Source organism: Nocardioides sp. (genome assembly GCF_964228225.1).
In the GTDB taxonomy this organism is placed as follows: domain Bacteria; phylum Actinomycetota; class Actinomycetes; order Propionibacteriales; family Nocardioidaceae; genus Nocardioides.
The window spans coordinates 34,835-51,126 of sequence record NZ_CAXQZB010000009.1 but is presented as its reverse complement, the minus strand read 5'-3'; the positions used below and the strand labels follow the sequence as shown (position 1 = coordinate 51,126).

General features: G+C 73.5%; 16 protein-coding genes. 5 read left to right on the top strand and 11 right to left on the bottom strand.

Annotation, left to right across the window (positions count from 1 at the left end):
* Positions 1-101: 101 nt before the first annotated feature.
* Positions 102-1,508 (bottom strand): wax ester/triacylglycerol synthase family O-acyltransferase, encoded by a 1,407-nt coding sequence (locus ACERUJ_RS02175; protein WP_370246797.1) that lies wholly within the window; start codon positions 1,506-1,508, stop codon positions 102-104.
* 88 nt (positions 1,509-1,596) lie between these two features.
* Between ACERUJ_RS02175 and ACERUJ_RS02170 the strand changes: the two genes are divergently transcribed.
* Positions 1,597-2,886 (top strand): alpha/beta hydrolase fold domain-containing protein, encoded by a 1,290-nt coding sequence (locus ACERUJ_RS02170; protein ID WP_370246796.1) that lies wholly within the window; start codon positions 1,597-1,599, stop codon positions 2,884-2,886.
* A 16-nt stretch (positions 2,887-2,902) separates the two neighbouring features.
* A complete protein-coding gene (locus ACERUJ_RS02165) occupies positions 2,903-3,844 on the top strand; it encodes an SGNH hydrolase domain-containing protein (protein ID WP_370246795.1) in 942 nt (313 codons plus the stop codon).
* Between the two features lie 23 nt (positions 3,845-3,867).
* Here the strand turns inward: ACERUJ_RS02165 and ACERUJ_RS02160 are convergent, their stop codons facing one another.
* Positions 3,868-5,946, bottom strand: a complete 2,079-nt coding sequence (locus ACERUJ_RS02160; RefSeq protein WP_370246794.1) for an acyl-CoA dehydrogenase family protein — start codon at positions 5,944-5,946, stop codon at positions 3,868-3,870.
* 94 nt (positions 5,947-6,040) lie between these two features.
* On the opposite strand from ACERUJ_RS02160, the gene ACERUJ_RS02155 reads away from it, so the two are divergent.
* Positions 6,041-6,742: a class I SAM-dependent methyltransferase gene (locus ACERUJ_RS02155; RefSeq protein WP_370246793.1), complete on the top strand. Its 702-nt coding sequence runs from the start codon at positions 6,041-6,043 to the stop codon at positions 6,740-6,742.
* Between the two features lie 40 nt (positions 6,743-6,782).
* On the opposite strand, the gene ACERUJ_RS02150 is transcribed toward ACERUJ_RS02155, so the two are convergent.
* The 3 genes from ACERUJ_RS02150 to ACERUJ_RS02140 are packed head-to-tail and all read right to left on the bottom strand — an operon-like array spanning position 6,783 to position 9,931.
* A complete protein-coding gene (locus ACERUJ_RS02150) occupies positions 6,783-7,889 on the bottom strand; it encodes a prenyltransferase (RefSeq protein WP_370246792.1) in 1,107 nt (368 codons plus the stop codon).
* Positions 7,882-8,637 (bottom strand): class I SAM-dependent methyltransferase, encoded by a 756-nt coding sequence (locus tag ACERUJ_RS02145; protein WP_370246791.1) that lies wholly within the window; start codon positions 8,635-8,637, stop codon positions 7,882-7,884. Before ACERUJ_RS02145 ends, ACERUJ_RS02150 begins: the two co-directional genes overlap by 8 nt.
* A 1-nt stretch (position 8,638) precedes the next feature.
* Positions 8,639-9,931: a glycosyltransferase family 4 protein gene (locus ACERUJ_RS02140; protein WP_370246790.1), complete on the bottom strand. Its 1,293-nt coding sequence runs from the start codon at positions 9,929-9,931 to the stop codon at positions 8,639-8,641.
* Between the two features lie 175 nt (positions 9,932-10,106).
* Here ACERUJ_RS02140 and ACERUJ_RS02135 point away from each other — a divergent pair, with 175 nt between their 5' ends.
* Positions 10,107-10,712, top strand: coding sequence for a TetR family transcriptional regulator (locus ACERUJ_RS02135; protein ID WP_370246789.1), 606 nt, complete (start codon positions 10,107-10,109; stop codon positions 10,710-10,712).
* A gap of 80 nt (positions 10,713-10,792) precedes the next feature.
* Here the strand turns inward: ACERUJ_RS02135 and ACERUJ_RS02130 are convergent, their stop codons facing one another.
* The 5 genes from ACERUJ_RS02130 to ACERUJ_RS02110 are packed head-to-tail and all read right to left on the bottom strand — an operon-like array spanning position 10,793 to position 14,231.
* A complete protein-coding gene (locus tag ACERUJ_RS02130) occupies positions 10,793-11,290 on the bottom strand; it encodes a pyridoxamine 5'-phosphate oxidase family protein (RefSeq protein WP_370246788.1) in 498 nt (165 codons plus the stop codon).
* Between the two features lie 11 nt (positions 11,291-11,301).
* Entirely contained in the window at positions 11,302-12,066 is a 765-nt protein-coding gene (locus tag ACERUJ_RS02125) for a glucose 1-dehydrogenase (RefSeq protein WP_370246787.1), read from the bottom strand.
* Positions 12,067-12,077: 11 nt separating this feature from the next.
* Entirely contained in the window at positions 12,078-12,977 is a 900-nt protein-coding gene (locus ACERUJ_RS02120; RefSeq protein ID WP_370246786.1) for a 3-oxoacyl-ACP reductase, read from the bottom strand.
* 3 nt (positions 12,978-12,980) lie between these two features.
* Entirely contained in the window at positions 12,981-13,172 is a 192-nt protein-coding gene (locus ACERUJ_RS02115; protein WP_370246785.1) for a ferredoxin, read from the bottom strand.
* A gap of 54 nt (positions 13,173-13,226) precedes the next feature.
* The gene (locus tag ACERUJ_RS02110; protein WP_370246784.1) at positions 13,227-14,231 is read right to left on the bottom strand and encodes an NAD(P)/FAD-dependent oxidoreductase; all 1,005 of its coding nucleotides are present in this window, start codon (positions 14,229-14,231) and stop codon (positions 13,227-13,229) included.
* 158 nt (positions 14,232-14,389) lie between these two features.
* Between ACERUJ_RS02110 and ACERUJ_RS02105 the strand changes: the two genes are divergently transcribed.
* Positions 14,390-14,956 carry a DUF1707 domain-containing protein gene (locus ACERUJ_RS02105; RefSeq protein WP_370246783.1) on the top strand — a complete coding sequence of 189 codons (567 nt, stop codon included), beginning with the start codon at positions 14,390-14,392 and terminating at the stop codon, positions 14,954-14,956.
* 7 nt (positions 14,957-14,963) lie between these two features.
* Here ACERUJ_RS02105 and ACERUJ_RS02100 read toward each other — a convergent pair whose 3' ends face one another.
* Complete coding sequence (locus ACERUJ_RS02100; protein ID WP_370246782.1) at positions 14,964-16,259, bottom strand: nitrate/nitrite transporter; 1,296 nt, start codon at positions 16,257-16,259, stop codon at positions 14,964-14,966.
* Positions 16,260-16,292: the final 33 nt, after the last annotated feature.

The window sequence follows — 16,292 nt, the reverse complement described above, 5'->3', positions numbered from 1 at the left end:
CACGTTGTCACCAGCGGAATGCACCGGTCAACAGCGTTGACCGGTGCATTCCGCTGGTGACAACGAGCCCGCGGCGACCACCGACGGTCCGGACACGAGGCTCAGACGCCCGCGAGCTCGCGCAGCCGCTCCAACTCGGGGGCGAAGTGGCGCACCAGCGCCTCGGCGTCGGGCATCGACTCCCGGCACGCGATGACGCCGACGTGCACCACGCCGTTGTTGCTCATGACCGTGATGTTGAGCCCGGCGCCGTGGAAGACCGGCCCCAGCGGGTACATCCCGGTGATGCGCCCACCGAGCAGGTAGAGCGGGATCGGGGGTCCGGGCACGTTGGAGATCACCAGGTTGTGCACCACCGGGTGGCGTTCGGCCAGCCGCAGCCCCGCGTAGGCCCGCACCGCCAGGCCGAAGGTGCGCGGTGCCGCGAACTCCGCCCAGTCCTGCAGCGAGTCGGCACTGATGGCGTCGTGGTGCTCGCGGGCGTGCCGGTTGGCCCGCGCCATGTCCTGCAACCGCTCCAGCGGGTCGTCGGTGTCGGTGCCGAGCCGCGCGAACAGCGAGCTCACCTTGTTCGAGCCGCCCTCCCGGCGCGAGCTGCCGCGCACCGACACCGGCACCGAGGCCAGCAGCGACGTCGCCGGCAGCTCGCCCCGCTCCTCCAGGTAGGCGCGCAGCGCACCGCCGCTCACCGCCAGGACGACGTCGTTGACCGTGGTGCCGGTGGCCGACTTCACCGCCCGGATCGTGGCCAGCGGCAGGTCGGCCAGTGCGATGGTGCGGTGGCCGGTGATCGTGCCGTTGAACGAGGTGCGCGGGGCCGTGAGCGGGGCGGCCATGGCCGTGCCGGCGCGGGCCCGGGCGACGGTGCGCCCCACCCCGCCGAGCGTCGGCCCGAGGACCTTGGCGGCCTGCACCGGCAGCGAGAGCCGACTCACCACCGCTCGCCCGAGCAGCTCGCGGCTGCCCGGGTCGCGGCCGAACCGCTGGCCCTCGTCGCCCATCGGCAGCGGCTCGGCGTCCGGCTCGAGCGCACACAGGTGGGAGATGAGGTTGGCCCCGGACACCCCGTCCACCGTGGCGTGGTGCATCTTCATGAACACCACCAGCCGCGGTGCCCCGTCGTCGTCGACGTGACCCTCGATCAGCCACATCTCCCACAGCGGTCGGGCGCGGTCCAGCGGCAGACCCGCGAGGTGGGAGGCCAGGTCGAGCAGCTCCGCGCGTCCGCCGGGGCTCGGGACGGCGAGCCGGTGCACGTGCCGCTCGATGTCGAAGCCCTGGTCGCGCACCCAGATCGGGTGGTCGAGGCCGAGCGGCACCCGCCGCAGCTTGCGGGTGAAGGCCGGCACGTCGACGATGCGGCGCTCCAACTCGGCGCGGAAGCGGGTGAAGTCGTAGCCGCCCGGCATCGTGGCGGGGTCCAGCGCGACCAGGGCGCACACGTGCATCAGCTGCGCCGGCGTCTCGAGGTAGAGGAAGCTGGCGTCCAGTCCGGAGAGTCGTTCCATAGCGAACCGCTCAACGTCCGAGCGTGGCGGAGGTCACGGTCCCCGGACGCGCGCGGGCGGTGTCGGCCCGGCGTCCTACAGTCGCGGCATGGGGTATCAGCGACGCCGGCTGCTCACCGCGGCCCTCACCGCCAACGCGATCCGCCCGGTGCCGGGCTACCGTGCCAGCATCCCGGCCTTCTTCGCCGGCTGGCTCACCGGCGAGCTCGCCCCGCACGTGCTGGCCACGACGGCCGCCGACACCGCCTGGCACCTGGCCCGGGGGCGCCGCGACACCCGGGCCCTGGCGCTGGCCGGGCTCACCGCCGCCGGCCTGGTGCACCTGATCCGACAGGCGCAGGACTCGGCGCGCGTCGCCGAGGAGGCGCTCACCGAGGGGCTCGGCGTCGACTACGCCGCGGTGCTCGACCCCGCCCCCACCCCCGCCGACCTCGCGGTGCCGTGGCGCCGGGTGGCCCGGCCGTTCCGGGTCCCGTACGACGGCGTGGTGGTCGAGCGCGACATCGCCTACACCGAGCACGGCCGTCGCGGACTGCTCGACGTCTACCGCCCCGCGGTCGTCGCGCCGGGCGCCCCGGCCGCGCCCGTGCTGCTGCAGATCCACGGCGGCGCCTGGACGATCGGCAAGAAGGAGGAGCAGGGGCTGCCCCTGATGACCCACCTCGCCGCCCGCGGCTGGGTGTGCGTCGCGATCAACTACCGCCTCAGCCCGCGCGACGCCTGGCCGGCGCACATCGTCGACGTCAAGCGCGCCATCGCCTGGATCCGCGCCCACATCGGGGAGTACGGCGGCGATCCCGCCTACCTCGCCGTCACCGGCGGGTCGGCGGGCGGCCACCTCACCGCCCTCGCCGCCCTCACCCCCGGCGAGGCGGCCTGGCAGCCCGGCTTCGAGGACGTCGACACCTCGGTGCAGGTCGCGGTGCCCCACTACGGCGTCTACGACATGGCCGGCACCCTCACCGGCCCGGTGGCCGGGCCGAACGGGCGTCGGATGCGCGACGGCTTCCTGGCCCCGCGGATCTTCCAGCGCCGCTACCGCGAGGACCCCGCGGTCTTCCACGACGCCTCGCCACTGGAGCACGTCACCGACCGGGCCCCCGACATGTTCGTGATCCACGGCCGGCTCGACACCCTCGTCCCGGTCGACCACGCGCGGGAGCTGGTCGCGCGGCTGCGCGCGACCTCGCGCCGCAGCGTCGTCTACGCCGAGCTCCCGGGCACCCAGCACGGCTTCGACGTCTTCGCCTCGGTGCGCTCCCAGCACGTGGTCCGGGCGGTCGAGCGGTACCTCAACTGGCACTGGACGACCTGGCGCTCGGGGCTCGGGGCGGCCCGCCCCGACGCCGGTGACGATTGGGTGAAGACCACCTCCTGAGGCGACAATGCCAGGCATGGGGGGCCGCTCGTCACTGCCGCGTCGGATCGCCTGGGTCTCGGGACTGCTCGGCCTGGTGCTGGTCTTCGCCGTCACCGTCGTCGCCGTCGTGACCGCGCGCGGCGACGCCGATCAGGCGCCCACCCCCACCGCGGCGCCCACCCCGGCCGCGCTGCCGGCCAGCTGCGTGGACGGCGACGACCTCGTGCCGGACACCGCCCGGCGCTGCGACCTGCTGCCCTACGTGCCCGGCCGTCCGACGCTGGTGCTGTGGGGCGACAGCCACGCCTGGCACCTCGTGCCCGCCCTCACCGAGGCGATCGGCGCCCAGCCGGTGAACCTGGTCGGCTTCCTCTTCGGGTCCTGCCCCCTGGTGCGCATCGAGGCCCGCACCGAGTGCGCGCGCACCAACGACCTCGCGCTGCGGTTCGTGCGCCAGGCCGTGCGGCGCGGCGACGACGTCCGGGTGGTGGCCAGCGAGGCCTGGGAGCTCTACCGCGACGCACTGCCGGGCTCCACCGGCGAGGAGCCGCTGCCCACGTCCGACGCCATCATCAAGGCCGCCCCCGAGACCGTGGACGGCACCCCGCGGCTCTTCCGCACCCTGGCCACCCTCGGGGTCCCGACCGACGTCGTCGGCCCGATGCCGGTCGTGCCCACCGACGTCACCGGCTGCACCGCGCTGCAGCCGGGCACCCCGAGCGAGTGCGAGCTCCCCCGCGCGGCCGCACTGGAGGACGAGGACGACACCCGCCGCGAGATCGAGCGGCTGATGACCGGTCTCGACGACGCCACGCTCATCGACCCCAGCCCCGCGCTGTGCGACGACGCCACCTGCGCGGCCGTCCTCGACGGCATGCCGGTCTTCCTGGACAACATCCACCTCTCGGCCGAGAGCTCGCGGCTGTTGGCCGACTACTTCTCCCCCACCGTCGAGCGCCTGCTCGCCGACGCCTGACGCAGGCCGGCCCCGCCCGCGGATCAACCCCGGGGCAGGCCGAGGATCCGCTCGCCGGCGATGTTGCGCAGGATCTGGGTCGTGCCGCCGGCGATGGAGAGGCACCGCGTGTTGAGCATCTCCCACAGCGCGGCGGCGGCGTCGTCGCTGCCGGGACCGGTGGCGTCCAGGACGTCGGTGCCGAGCAGCTCGACCACCAGCTCGGCGCCGTCCTGCCGGTTGCGCACGCCGAGCAGCTTGGCCACGCTCGACTCCGCCCCGGGGCCCTGACCCGCCAGGGAGCGCAGCACCGTGCGCACGCCGAGCAGGCTGCACACCGTGGAGAGCGCCACCGAGCGGCCCACGCGGGCCCGCTGGGTGAGCGGCAGGTCCGTGCCGGCGGCGAGGGCGACCGCGCGCTCGGTGCTCTTGTCCAGGCGGCTGGTGGCCATCGCGACCCGCTCGTTGGCCAGCGTCGTGCGCGCCAGCCGCCAGCCGTCGCCGGGCTGGGCGACGAGGCAGTCGTCGGGCACGAAGACGTCGTCGAGGAAGACCTCGTTGAACAGCGCCTCGCCGGTGATCTCGCGCAGCGGCCGGACGTCGATGCCGGTGCTGTGGCGCATGTCGACCAGGAAGTAGGAGATGCCGCGGTGGGCCGGCGCGTCCTGGTCGGTGCGGGCCAGGCAGATGCCCCAGTCGGCGCGGTCGGCCACCGAGGTCCACACCTTCTGACCGTTGAGCACCCACCCGCCCTCGACCTTGTCGGCACGGGTGCGCAGCGAGGCGAGGTCGGAGCCCGAGCCGGGCTCGGAGAAGAGCTGGCACCAGACGAGCTCGCCGAGCAGCGAGGGCACCACGAAACGCTCGCGCTGCTCGGGGGTGCCGTGCTCGAGGATCGTGGGCAGCGCCCAGCCGGCGATCACGATGTCGGGGCGGACGACGCCGGCCGCGGCGAGCTCCTCGTCGATCACGATCTGCAGCACGGGGTCGGCCCCCAGGCCGGCCGGGGCGGGCCAGTGGGGCGTGAGGTAGCCGGTCTCGACCAGGGCACGGCGCACGTCGGGCGCGCCGGCGATGTCGGCCACGGTGGCCCGCACCTGGTCGCGCACCGCCGCGTCGCGACCCTCGAGGTCCACGCGCAGCGCCCGCCTGGTGCCGGCCGCCGCGCGGGCGGCGAGCCGCACCGCGGCGTCGTCGGCGTCGCCGGCCAGCGCGCGCAGCGCGAGCGCGCGGCGCAGGTAGAGGTGGGCGTCGTGCTCGAAGGTGAACCCGATGCCGCCGAGCACCTGGATGCAGGACTTGGCCACCGCGACGGCGCCGTCGAAGACGGTCACCGCGGCCACGTCGGCGGCGAAGGCGGCCTGCTCCTCCTCGGGCGTCCCGGCGACGGCGGCGAGGTCCCACGCGGCCGCGGTGACGGCCTCGCAGGTCTCGAGCATCTCCGCGCACAGGTGCTTCACGGCCTGGAAGGCGCCGATCGGCTTACCGAACTGCTCGCGCACCCGGGCGTAGTCGGCCGCGGTGGCCAGGCACCACCGCGCCAGACCGGCGGCCTCGGCGGCGGCGTAGGTGAGGAAGGTGCGCCGCACCCGCTCGGTGGTCAGACCGGGCACCGGCCGCCCGGCGGCGAGGTCGACGGCGGTGACCCGCGCCGTGCGGCGGGACAGGTCGAGCAGGCGGCCCGGCACGGCGGACACCGCGGTGACCGGCACCAGGTGCCAGACCCCCTCGGGGCCGTCGGGGCCGGGCAGCAGCACGTGGCTGGCCCCCGGCAGGTCGAGCACGACGTCGGCCCGCGCGGTGAGCGCGAGCGCGTAGCGACCCGGGGCGTCGAGCAGGGTCGCGACGACGGCGCTCGCGAGGAGGGCCCCGGGCACCATGCCGTGGGCGGCGGCCTCCAGGGCCACGGCCTGGTCGAGCACCGAGCCGCCCCCGCCGCCGGCCGACTCGGCCACCGCGATCGCGGGCAGGCCGACCTCCAGGGCCTCGGCCCAGGCGGCGTCGAAGGCGGCGTGGGGGTCGGCCTCGGCCGCGCGCGCCTGGGCGGGACCGTCCAGGCCCAGCGCCCACTTGCGCAGGGTGGCGGCGAGTTCGACGTGGTCCTCGGTGATGCCGATGGTCATGGAGTTCCTCAGGGGTGCACCAGAACTAGAACAGGTTCTAGATGGTAGCGGACCCGGACGCCGGCGTCCCCGCCCCGCCGACTAGCCTGCGCGGGTGCCCCCCGAGATGCGCCCCGAGACGCCCGCCGAGATGCCCGCCGACCTGCTCGCCCACGCCCTGGCCGCGAAGGGCTTCATGCCCGAGGACGAGGGGCTGCTGCTGCACCGGTACGCCCGCGAGCGGCTGCCGCACGGGCCGGCGCTGGAGGTCGGCACCTACTGCGGCAAGTCCGGCATCTACCTCGGCGCGGCGGCGCGCGAGGTGGGCACCCCCGACGCCGGCGCTCCGGCGGTGGTCTTCACCGTCGACCACCACCGCGGTTCGGAGGAGAACCAGGCCGGCTGGGAGCACCACGACGCCTCGCTGGTGGACCCCGAGTTCGGCCTGATGGACACGGTCCCGACGTTCCGGCGCACGATCGCGCGTGCGGGCCTGGAGGACCACGTGGTGGCCGTGATCGGGCGCAGCACCACGGTGAGCGCCCACTGGCGCACCCCGCTGAGCCTGCTGTTCATCGACGGCGGCCACGCCGAGGTGCACGCACAGAACGACTACACCGGCTGGGCGCCGTGGGTGATGCCCGGCGGCCTACTGGTCATCCACGACGTCTTCCCCGACCCCGCCGACGGCGGCCAACCGCCCTACCACGTGTTCCTGCGCGCCCTGGCGGGCGGCAGCTTCACCGAGGTCGAGGCCCTGGGCTCGATGCGGGTCCTGCGCCGCACCCAGGGCGCCCCCGGCGACGCCGTCGGCTGAGGGTCACCGTCTCCCGTTGCTCCCCGGCGACCACCGAGGGTCAGGGGATGAGGGCGGACTCGCAGCCGCACTCCAGGGCGAGCTCCTGGAAGTGGGGGGCGAGGGAGGTGCCGCGCATGATCCCCGAGCCGGGGGTGCTGTGGCCGTAGGTCTCCCCCAGCGCGTCGACGGCGAGCACCACCGCGGCCGCGGTGTAGGTGGTGTGCTCGTGGGGCCAGTACACGTCGCTGGGCTCGTCGGTGCGGCCGGTGTCGTAGACCCAGCCGGTCCAGTAGCGGCCGTCGTCCTCGCGCAGGTGCTGCATGTCGGCCAGCAGGGCGCGGGCGCGCTCGTGGTCGCCGAGGGCGTCCAGGGCCATCGCGAGCTCGCAGGTCTCCGCGCCGGTCACCCACGGGTTGGTGTCGACGCAGTGGATGCCCAGGCCGGGCACGACGAAGTCGTCCCAGCGCCGCGCCAGCCGGGCGTGGGCGGCGTCGCCGCGCAGGGCCCCGCCGAGCACCGGGTAGTACCAGTCCATCGAGTAGGTCGACTTGTCGGCGAACCGGTCCTCGTGGCGCCGGATCGCGTGGCCGAGCCGGCCGCCGGCCAGCTCCCACTCCGGCTGCGGGTCGTCGAGCAGGTCGGCCAGCGCCACGCCCGCGCGCAGGGAGTGGTAGATGCTGGCGTTGCCCGTGAGCAGGCAGAAGTCGTCCACCGGCGTCCAGCTGATGCCGCCCCAGCCGGTCTGCAGCGAGACGACGAAGTCGAGCGCGGCACGCACCGAGGGCCAGTACCGGCGCAGGTGGTCCAGGTCGCGTCGCACCAGCCAGTGGTGCCACAGCCCGACCGCCGGGTAGGCGGACATGTTGGTCTCACCGCGGTCGTCCTCGACGGTGTCGTCCACGATCTTCATCGGGAACGAGCCGTCGGCGCGCTGCATGGTCGGCACCCAGGCGTAGGCGCGCTCGGCGGCCTCCACTTCACCGCCCACGAGCATGGCCATCGCGGCCTCGACGTGGTTCCAGATGTCGACGTGCTCGCCGGTGGTCCACGGCACGGCGCCGCAGGGCTCCTGCATGGCGGCGATGGCGGCGGCGGTGGCCGCCACCTGCGCTCCGGTCAGGACGCCGTCGACGTGCGGGAGCAGGGCGGGGGTGGGCTCAGGCACCGGACTCCTCGGGCTTGCGGAAGTACAGCACCATCGACTTGCCGATGAGCGGGTCGAGCACCTTGCCGGCCAGCTTGAGCGTGCGCGGCTGCTTCATGATCTCCCAGACCAGCAGCTTGTGGTAAGCCTTCGCCGCCGGGTGGTCGTCGTTGTTCACGCCCACCGCGCACTTGATCCACCAGTACGGGCTGTGCAGGCCGTGGGCGTAGTCCTTGCCCTCGAAGACCATCGCCTCGCCGGGGGTGCCGTCGTTGAAGCGGCCGGCCTTGGTGACCTTGTCGACGAGCTCGTGGTCGGTGTAGATGCGGATGTGGCCGCCCTCGGCGTGGTGGTAGTCCGGCGAGAGCCTCCAGTTGATGACCTCCGGCAGCCAGCGCGGCACCGAGACCGCCAGGGTGCCGCCGGGGCGCAGCACGCGCACGAGCTCGCGGATCGCGCTGACGTCGTCGTGGATGTGCTCGAGCACCTCCGCAGCGACGATGCGGTCGAACTCGCCGTCGGCGAAGGGCAGCGCGAGGGCGTCGCCCTGCTTGATGTCGGCGCTGGCGCCCACCGGCGCCTCGCCGGCCTCCTTCATGGCGCCGAAGAGCTCGAGCACGCCGGCCAGCTCGTCGGCGTCCATGTCGAAGGCGACGACGTCGGCGCCGCGCCGGTACATCTCGAAGGCGTGGCGGCCCCCGCCGCAGCCCATGTCGAGCACGCGGTCGCCGGGGCGCAGGCCGAGGCGGTCGAAGTCGACGGTCAACATGTCAGGCTCCCTGGGTACTGGTCTGGAGGGTCTGGCCGGTCGTGCTGGTCTGGCCGGTCTGCTCGGCCCGGAACTGCTCGATCACCTGCTCGTACTGCGCGGCGACCTTCACCGCGACCGCCCGCCAGCTGAACATCTCCTCGACGCGCGCGCGGCCGGCCGCGCCCATGCGGGCACGCCGCTCGGGGTCGTCGAGCAGCGCCGCGAGCGCCGAGCGCAGCTGCTCGACGTCGCCGGGGGGCACGAGGTCGGCGCACAGGCCGTCGGGGCCGGTGACCTCGGGGATCGCGCCGGCCTCGGAGACCACCAGCGGGGTGGCGCAGGCCATCAGCTCGGCGGTGGGCAGCGAGAATCCTTCGTAGAGCGAGGGCACGCACGCCACCTCGGCCGAGCCCATGAGCGCGACCAGCTCCTCGTCACTGATGCCGTGCACGAACCGCACGTGCGGGCCGATGCCGAGCTTGTCGATGAGCTTCTCGGTGCGCCCGCCGGGGGTGGGACGGGTGACCAGCACGAGCTCGACGTCGCGCTCGGTGCGCAGCTTGGCGAAGGCCTCGAGCAGCGTGGCGACCCCCTTCATCGGGGCGTCGGCGCTGGCCATGGCCATGATCCGACCGGGCACGCGCGGGGTCGTGGGCGGCACGAACATGTCGTCGACCCCGAGCAGCACGACGTGCATCTTCGCGGGGTCGACACCGAAGTCGGTGGCGATGTCGCGCTTGGAGGTCTCCGAGGGCGTCATGATCCACCGCGCCTGCCGGGCCACCTTCCCCTGCATGCGCAGGAAGCCGTACCAGCGGCGCAGCGTGATCTTGCGCCACGGGTTGCGGGTCTGGGCCAGGTCGATGCGGCGGTCGTAGGTGATCGGGTGGTGCAGGGTGGTGATCAGCGGCAGACCGTGCTCCTCGATGTCGCGCATGCCGTAGCCCAGCACCTGGTTGTCGTGGGCGATGTCGAAGTCGCCGGCGCGGTCCTTCATCAGCCGCGCGATGCGGCGGGAGAACGTGCGGGCCTCGGGGAACCCCGCGAGGCACATGATGAGGAACTCCTGGACGTCGATGAGGTCGCGGAACTCGCGCAGCTTCGGCACCCGGAACGGGTCGGGCTCGCGGTAGAGGTCCAGGCTGGGCACCTTCGTGAGGGTGACGCCCTCGTCGAGCACGGGGTAGGGCTGGCCGGAGAAGACCTCGACCTGGTGGCCCAGGGCGGTGAGTTCACGGCTGAGGTGCCGCAGGTAGATGCCCTGACCTCCGCAGTGGGGCTTGCTGCGGTAGGACAACATGGCGATGCGCATGCGAGGCCGACCCTTCGGGGTGTGGGGGGCGGCGTCAGCGCCGCACAAACTGGAACGTGTTCCTATTATGGGACACGTCTTGATAGCGTAGCGACGCAATCACTGGACACGACGACCAGTCCCCGGCGCTTTCCACCGACGCAACGTGCTGGCGGAACCAGACCGGAAGGCTCCCATGAGCACGCTGAACTCCCTCTCTGTGGAGGATCTCGGGTCCGCGGCCCAGCGCGACCGGCGCAAGCGCATCCTCGACGCCACCTACGAGCTCGCCCGCGAGGGCGGCTTCGACGCCGTGCAGATGCGCGCGGTCGCCGACAAGGCCGAGGTCGCCCTCGGCACCCTCTACCGGTACTTCCCGTCCAAGATCCACCTGCTGGTCTCCGCCCTGGCCCGCGAGTTCGAGCGCAGCCAGAAGTCGATCGCCACCATGGACGCCGTGCCCGGCGACACCGCGGCCGAGCGCGTCATCTTCGTCATGAAGCGCACCACCCGCGGCCTGCAGGGCGATCCGCGGCTCACCGAGGCGCTCACCCGCGCGTTCATGTTCGCCGACGCCTCGGTGGCCACCGAGATCCACACCGTCGGCATGCTGCTCACCTCGATGCTCACCCAGGCGATGCGCCCGGGCGCGGAGGAGCCCACCGCCGAGGACGTCGCCATCGCGCGCGTGATCGGCGACGTCTGGCTCTCCGCGCTGGTCGCGTGGGTCACCGGCCGCTCCACCGCCGCCGAGACCGGCGCGCACCTCGAGACCGCCGTCGGCCTGCTGCTGCGCGACTGAGGGCGCCCCGCCCGATCCCCCGCACACCACGCGCGACACGGCCGGCCCCGAGGACCGGGGCCGGCCGTGGCGCGTCGGGATCACTCCAGGAAGGCTGCGGTGGTCCCGCCGAGCTCCATGGCCGGCAGTCCCAGCTTGCGGTGGTCCCAGGAACGGACCCGGTCGACGTCGAGGCGCACGACCACACGGTTCCTGGCCATCACCTCCACGAAGGGCCGCAGCTCCTCGGTGTAGGTGGCGTTGTAGCGCTCGAAGATGCGCACGCAGACGTCCCACACCAGGTCGGCGTCGTCGAGCACGACGGCGCTGCCCTCCAGCGACACGCCACGCAGCTGGTCGTAGGTGTGACCGGCCTCGACCAGCACGCTCATCCGCGGGTCGCGGCGCAGGTTGACGACCTTCTGCGACTTCGCCTTCGTCTCCAGCCAGATGTGGCCCTCGTGCCAGTCGTACCACATCGCCACGAGGTTGATCCGGCCCTGCAGCCCGAGGGTGCCGATCGTGCAGGAGCGCTGCTGGACCAGGAAGGTGTCGACCTCCTCGGGCGACATCACGATCTGGCCGCGCTGGTTCGCCATCCCGGACCCTCTCAGCCGCCGAAGGCGTGGGTGGAGGTCACACCGCCGTCGATCGCGATCTCGGCACCGTTGACGTAGGACGACTCGTCGCTGGCGAGGTAGACGTAGAGCGGGGCGATGTCGTGGGGGTTCCCCACCCGCCGCAGCGGCACCTTCGAGGCGCCGAACTCCATGGCGGCGTCGCCGCCGTGCACGCGCGTCATCGGGGTGTCGATCATGCCGGGGTGCACCGAGTTCACCCGGATGCCGTGGCGCCCGAGCTCCATCGCCCCGCACTTGGTCATCCCGCGGATCGCCCACTTGGTGGCAGCGTAGGCGGTGCAGCCCGGCATCCCGGCCAGCCCCTCCACCGAGGAGGCGTTGATGATCGAGCCGCCGCCGTTCTTGCGCATCGTGCGCGTGACGGCCTGCATGCCGAGGAAGCAGCCGAGCTGGTTGACCCGGAACAACAGCTCGACCTCCTCGCGCGGCATCCGCTCGATGTCGCCGAAGCGCAGGATGCCGGCGTTGTTGGCGAGCACGTTCACCGCGCCGAAGCGGGTGGCGGTCTCCTCGACCACCGCGGCCCACGACTGCTCGTCGCTGACGTCGTGGTGCACGTAGTGCGCCCGCTCCCCCAGCTCGGCGGCGAGCGCAGCACCCTCGTCCTTCGCGACGTCGGCGAGCACGACGCGCGCCCCCTCGGCCACGAAGGCGCGGGCGATCTCGGCACCCTGGCCCATCGCGGCGCCGGTGACGATGGCGATCTTGTCCTCCAGGCGGCCCGGAGTGGTCATGACGGTCCTCCTCAGACCTGGAGCTGCATGATCGAGTCGGCGGCGAAGCCGACGGCGGGGTCACGGTCGGCGAACCAGGAGCCCAGCTGGGCGTCGAGGTCGGCCGGGGTCCAGGTGGCGCCGGCGGCGTCGAACCGCTCGGCCACCACCGGGGCCGCGACGACGGCCACCATGCCGCCGTAGACCACGAAGACCTGCCCGGTGATCCGGTCGGCCGCCGGGGAGGCGAGGTAGGCCACGAGCGGGGCCACGTGGTCCGGCGAGTAGGGGTCGATCTCGGCCCCCGAGGTGTCCTCCCCGAAGACCTGGGCGGTCATCGCGGTGCGGGCGCGCGGGCAGATGGCGTTGGCACGCACCCCGATCCGGCCCAGCCCGCGGGCACTGGACAGGGTGAGCGCGGCGATGCCGGCCTTGGCGGCCGCGTAGTTCGGCTGGCCCGGCGAGCCCCCGAGGAACGCCTCGGAGGCGGTGTTCACGATCCGGCCGTACACCGGGGCGTCGAGCTCCTTGGCGCGCCCGCGCCAGTACGACGCCGCGTTGCGCGAGAGCAGGAAGTGACCACGCAGGTGCACCCGGATCACGGCGTCCCACTCGTCGTCGGACATGTTGAACAGCATCCGGTCGCGGGTCATGCCGGCGTTGTTGACCACGATCTCCAGGGAGCCGAAGCCGTCGACGGCGGCCTTCATCATCGCCTCGGCCGTGGCGCTGTCGCTCACGTCGCCCTCGACGACGGCGACCTCGCCGCCGCGCGCGCGGATGGTCTCGGCGGCCTCGTCGGCCGCGCCCGGCAGGTCGTTGAGCACGATCCGCGCACCGGCGTCGGCCAGGGCGAGCGCCTCGGCGCGTCCCAGCCCGGCCCCGGCGCCGGTGACGATCGCGACCTTGCCGTCCAGGGTGGTGTCGCCCACGCCTCAGTCCTCCAGCCGGATCGCCGCGCGCGGGCAGGCCGCGACCGCGCGCTGCACCGACTCGATGTTCTCCGGCGTCGTCTCCTCGGCCTTGAGCACCAGGTAGTCGTCGTCGTCGAGCTCGAAGACCTCGGGGGCCATCGCCTCGCACAGCGCGTTGGACTCGCACAGGTCGAAGTCGACCTTGATCCGCATGGGGGTTCCTCTCAGTCGGGACGGGGGTGACGGGTCGTGCTCGGGGCGGGTCGCTCAGCCTTCGCTGGAGTGGCCCGGGAAGACCTTGGCGCTCGGGTCGATGGCGACCGTCGCGTTGTTCACCGCGGTGGCGGCCTCGCCGAAGCCGACGGCGATCAGGCGCACCTTGCCGGGGTACTCGGTGATGTCGCCGGCGGCGAAGACGCGCGGCAGGTTGGTGCGCATGGCGGGGTCGACGACGAGGTGGCGCTTGTGCACCTCCAGGCCCCACTGCTGCAGCGGGCCGAGGTCGGCGACGAAGCCGAGGGCCGCGACCACCGCCTGGCAGGGCCGCACCACGGTCTCCCCGGCCACCTCCAGCTCGACCTCGGTGACGACGTCGTCGCCGCGCAGGGCCGTCACCTGGGCCTGGGTGATGATCTCGGTCGAGGAGGCCCGCACCTGCTGGACGGTGCGCTCGTGGGCGCGGAACGCGTCGCGGCGGTGCACCAGCGCCACGGAGCGGGCGATCGGCTCCAGGTGCAGGGCCCAGTCGAAGGCGGAGTCGCCGCCGCCGACGATCACGACGTCCTTGTCGCGGTAGGGCTCGAAGCTGGGCACGAAGAACTCCAGGCCGCGGCCGAGCCAGTCGCCGCCGGCGGGCAGCGGGCGGGGGCTGAACTTGCCGATGCCGGCGGTGATGATCACCGCACCGGCCCGCACGGTCGTGCCGTCGTCCAGACCGACGGTGACGCCGTCGTCGTCGGCCTCGAGGGTGGCGGCGGTGCGGTCGAGCAGGTAGACGGGGTCGGAGGAGTTCGCCTGGGCGACGAGTCCGGCCACGAGGTCGCGCCCCTTGACCGCCGGGAAGCCGGCGACGTCGAAGATCTGCTTCTCGGGGTACATCGCCGTGATCTGGCCGCCGAGCTCGGGCAGGGAGTCGACGACGCCGACGCGGTGGCCGCGGAACCCGGCGTAGTAGGCCGCGTAGAGGCCGGTGGGACCGGCCCCGACGATGAGCAGGTCCACCTCGACCAGCGAGGCGGCGGGAGCGGGATCGATCGCTGTGGTGTGGGTCACGGCGGTGATCCTTCCTGTCCCCGGGCGGTTGTCAATCACACTAGAACACGTTCTAGTCCTGGCGGCACAGTAGCGCCCGCCGCGCGGCGGCACCAGCAGCGGTCCCGGCCCGGCGAGGTGGCCCGGGCGGCCCTTCGGCCGTTGCCTAGGATCGCGGCATGAGCGAGACGTGGTGGCGGGACTTCTCCCACGACCCGCGCGTGCGCTCCCACGCCGTCCTGCGCGCCACCGACCGCGACCGCGACCACGTCCTGACCGAGCTCGCACGCGCCTACGCCGACGGTCGCCTCGACCGGGCCGAGTTCGACCGCCGCCAGGATGCGGCGCAGTCCGCCCGCACCCTCGGCGACCTGCGCGGCCTGTGCGCCGACCTGAGGCCAGGGCGGAACTCGCTCTCCGCGCTGGTGCCGCTCGCCCCGTTGACGCGGCTGATCCCCCGCGCCGCGCCGCCCACCCAGGCCGAGATCGCGGAGCGCGCCCACCGGGCCTGGCGCGACCAGCGCCGCGGCGCCGTCGCCCTCACCCTCACCACCAGCCTGGTGTCGTGGGCGGTGTGGCTCGGCGCCGGGGCCGACGTGCTGGTGTGGCCGGTGCTGGTGATGCTCGCCGGTGGCGGGTACGTCGCCCAGGTGCAGTGGCGCCGGGCCAGCATCGAGGCCGAGGAGCGACGCCGCCTCGAGCTCAAGGCCCAGCGGCGACGTCGTCCGCGGCCGCTCGGCGGTTGAGCGCGGCTCACCCCAGGACGGGTGCCCCGGACTCCAGCGCCGCCCGGTCGGTGGCCCGGCGGGCCCGGCGTCGGTAGCGCAGCAGCTGGACGCAGCCCACGGCCCACAGCGCGTACTGCGCCGCCATCGCGGTGGCGAACGCCGCCGGACCGTAGTCGGTGGAGGTACCCGGGGTGCGGAGGTCGAGGATCACCCCGATCGCGATGACCAGCACCAGGGTGGCGACGAATCCCGCGACGTTGACGATGCCCGTGGCACTGGCGAGCCGGGACCCGGGGTTCACGGTGCGTGCGATGTCGAAGCCCACCACCGAGGCCGGGCCGCCGACCCCGACCACGACGACGAGCAGCACGAGGACCCCGAACGGGGCCGGGCCTGGCCAGAGCAGGACGAGGGCCCAGGCGGCCGCCATCGCCGCGATGATCCCGAGCACGAGGGTCGAGCGGTGCCACGGGTGGCGCCCGATCACGGTGCCGAGCACCGGTCCGGCGATCACGACGGCGACCACCATGATCGTGAGCAGGGCCCCCGCCTCGGCCGAGCTGCGACCCTCGCCCTGGACGAAGAAGGGGTATCCCCACAGCATGGCCAGGGCGTTGGCGCTGAACGGGGTGCAGAAGTGCACCCAGAACGCCAGCCGCGTGCCGGGGTGGGACCAGGAGGCACGCAGGCTGGCGCGCACCGCGGCCGGTGAGAGCACCGGACCCGAGGCCGTCCGGCGTCCGGGCTCGTCGCGCAGGACGACCAGTCCGACCACCGCCGCCAGCAGGCTCAGCCCCGCCGCCACGAGGTAGGCGTGCGACCACCCGAGCCGGCCCAGCGCCCAGGTCATCGGGATCGCCGCCCCGATCGAGCCGAGCTGGCCGATGGTGCCGGTCACCTGGGTCATCACCGGGATCCGGGGCCGGGGGAACCAGGCGGCCAGGAAGCGGATCAGGCAGATGAACGTCATCGCATCGCCCGCGCCGACGAGCACCCGCGCCAGCAGGGCGGCGGCGTAGTGGTCGGCGAGGGCGAAGCAGGTCTGCCCGACGACGAGCACGACGGCCCCGGTGAGCATCACCCGGCGCGGCCCGAAGCGGTCGACCGCCAGCCCGACCGGGATCTGCATCGCGGCGTAGACCGCGAGCTGGAGCATCGTGAAGGTGGCCAGCTGCGAGGCCGAGATGTCGAAGCGGTCGACGGCCACGAGCCCGGCGACGGCCAGGGAGGAACGGTGGAAGACCGCGAGGGTGTAGAGCGCCAGCGCGACCGCCCAGACCCGCCAGGCGGTCGCGCCGGGACGCACGACCTCGGAGCTCACCCCTCGATGATGGGCCCTCGAGGCGCGGCACCG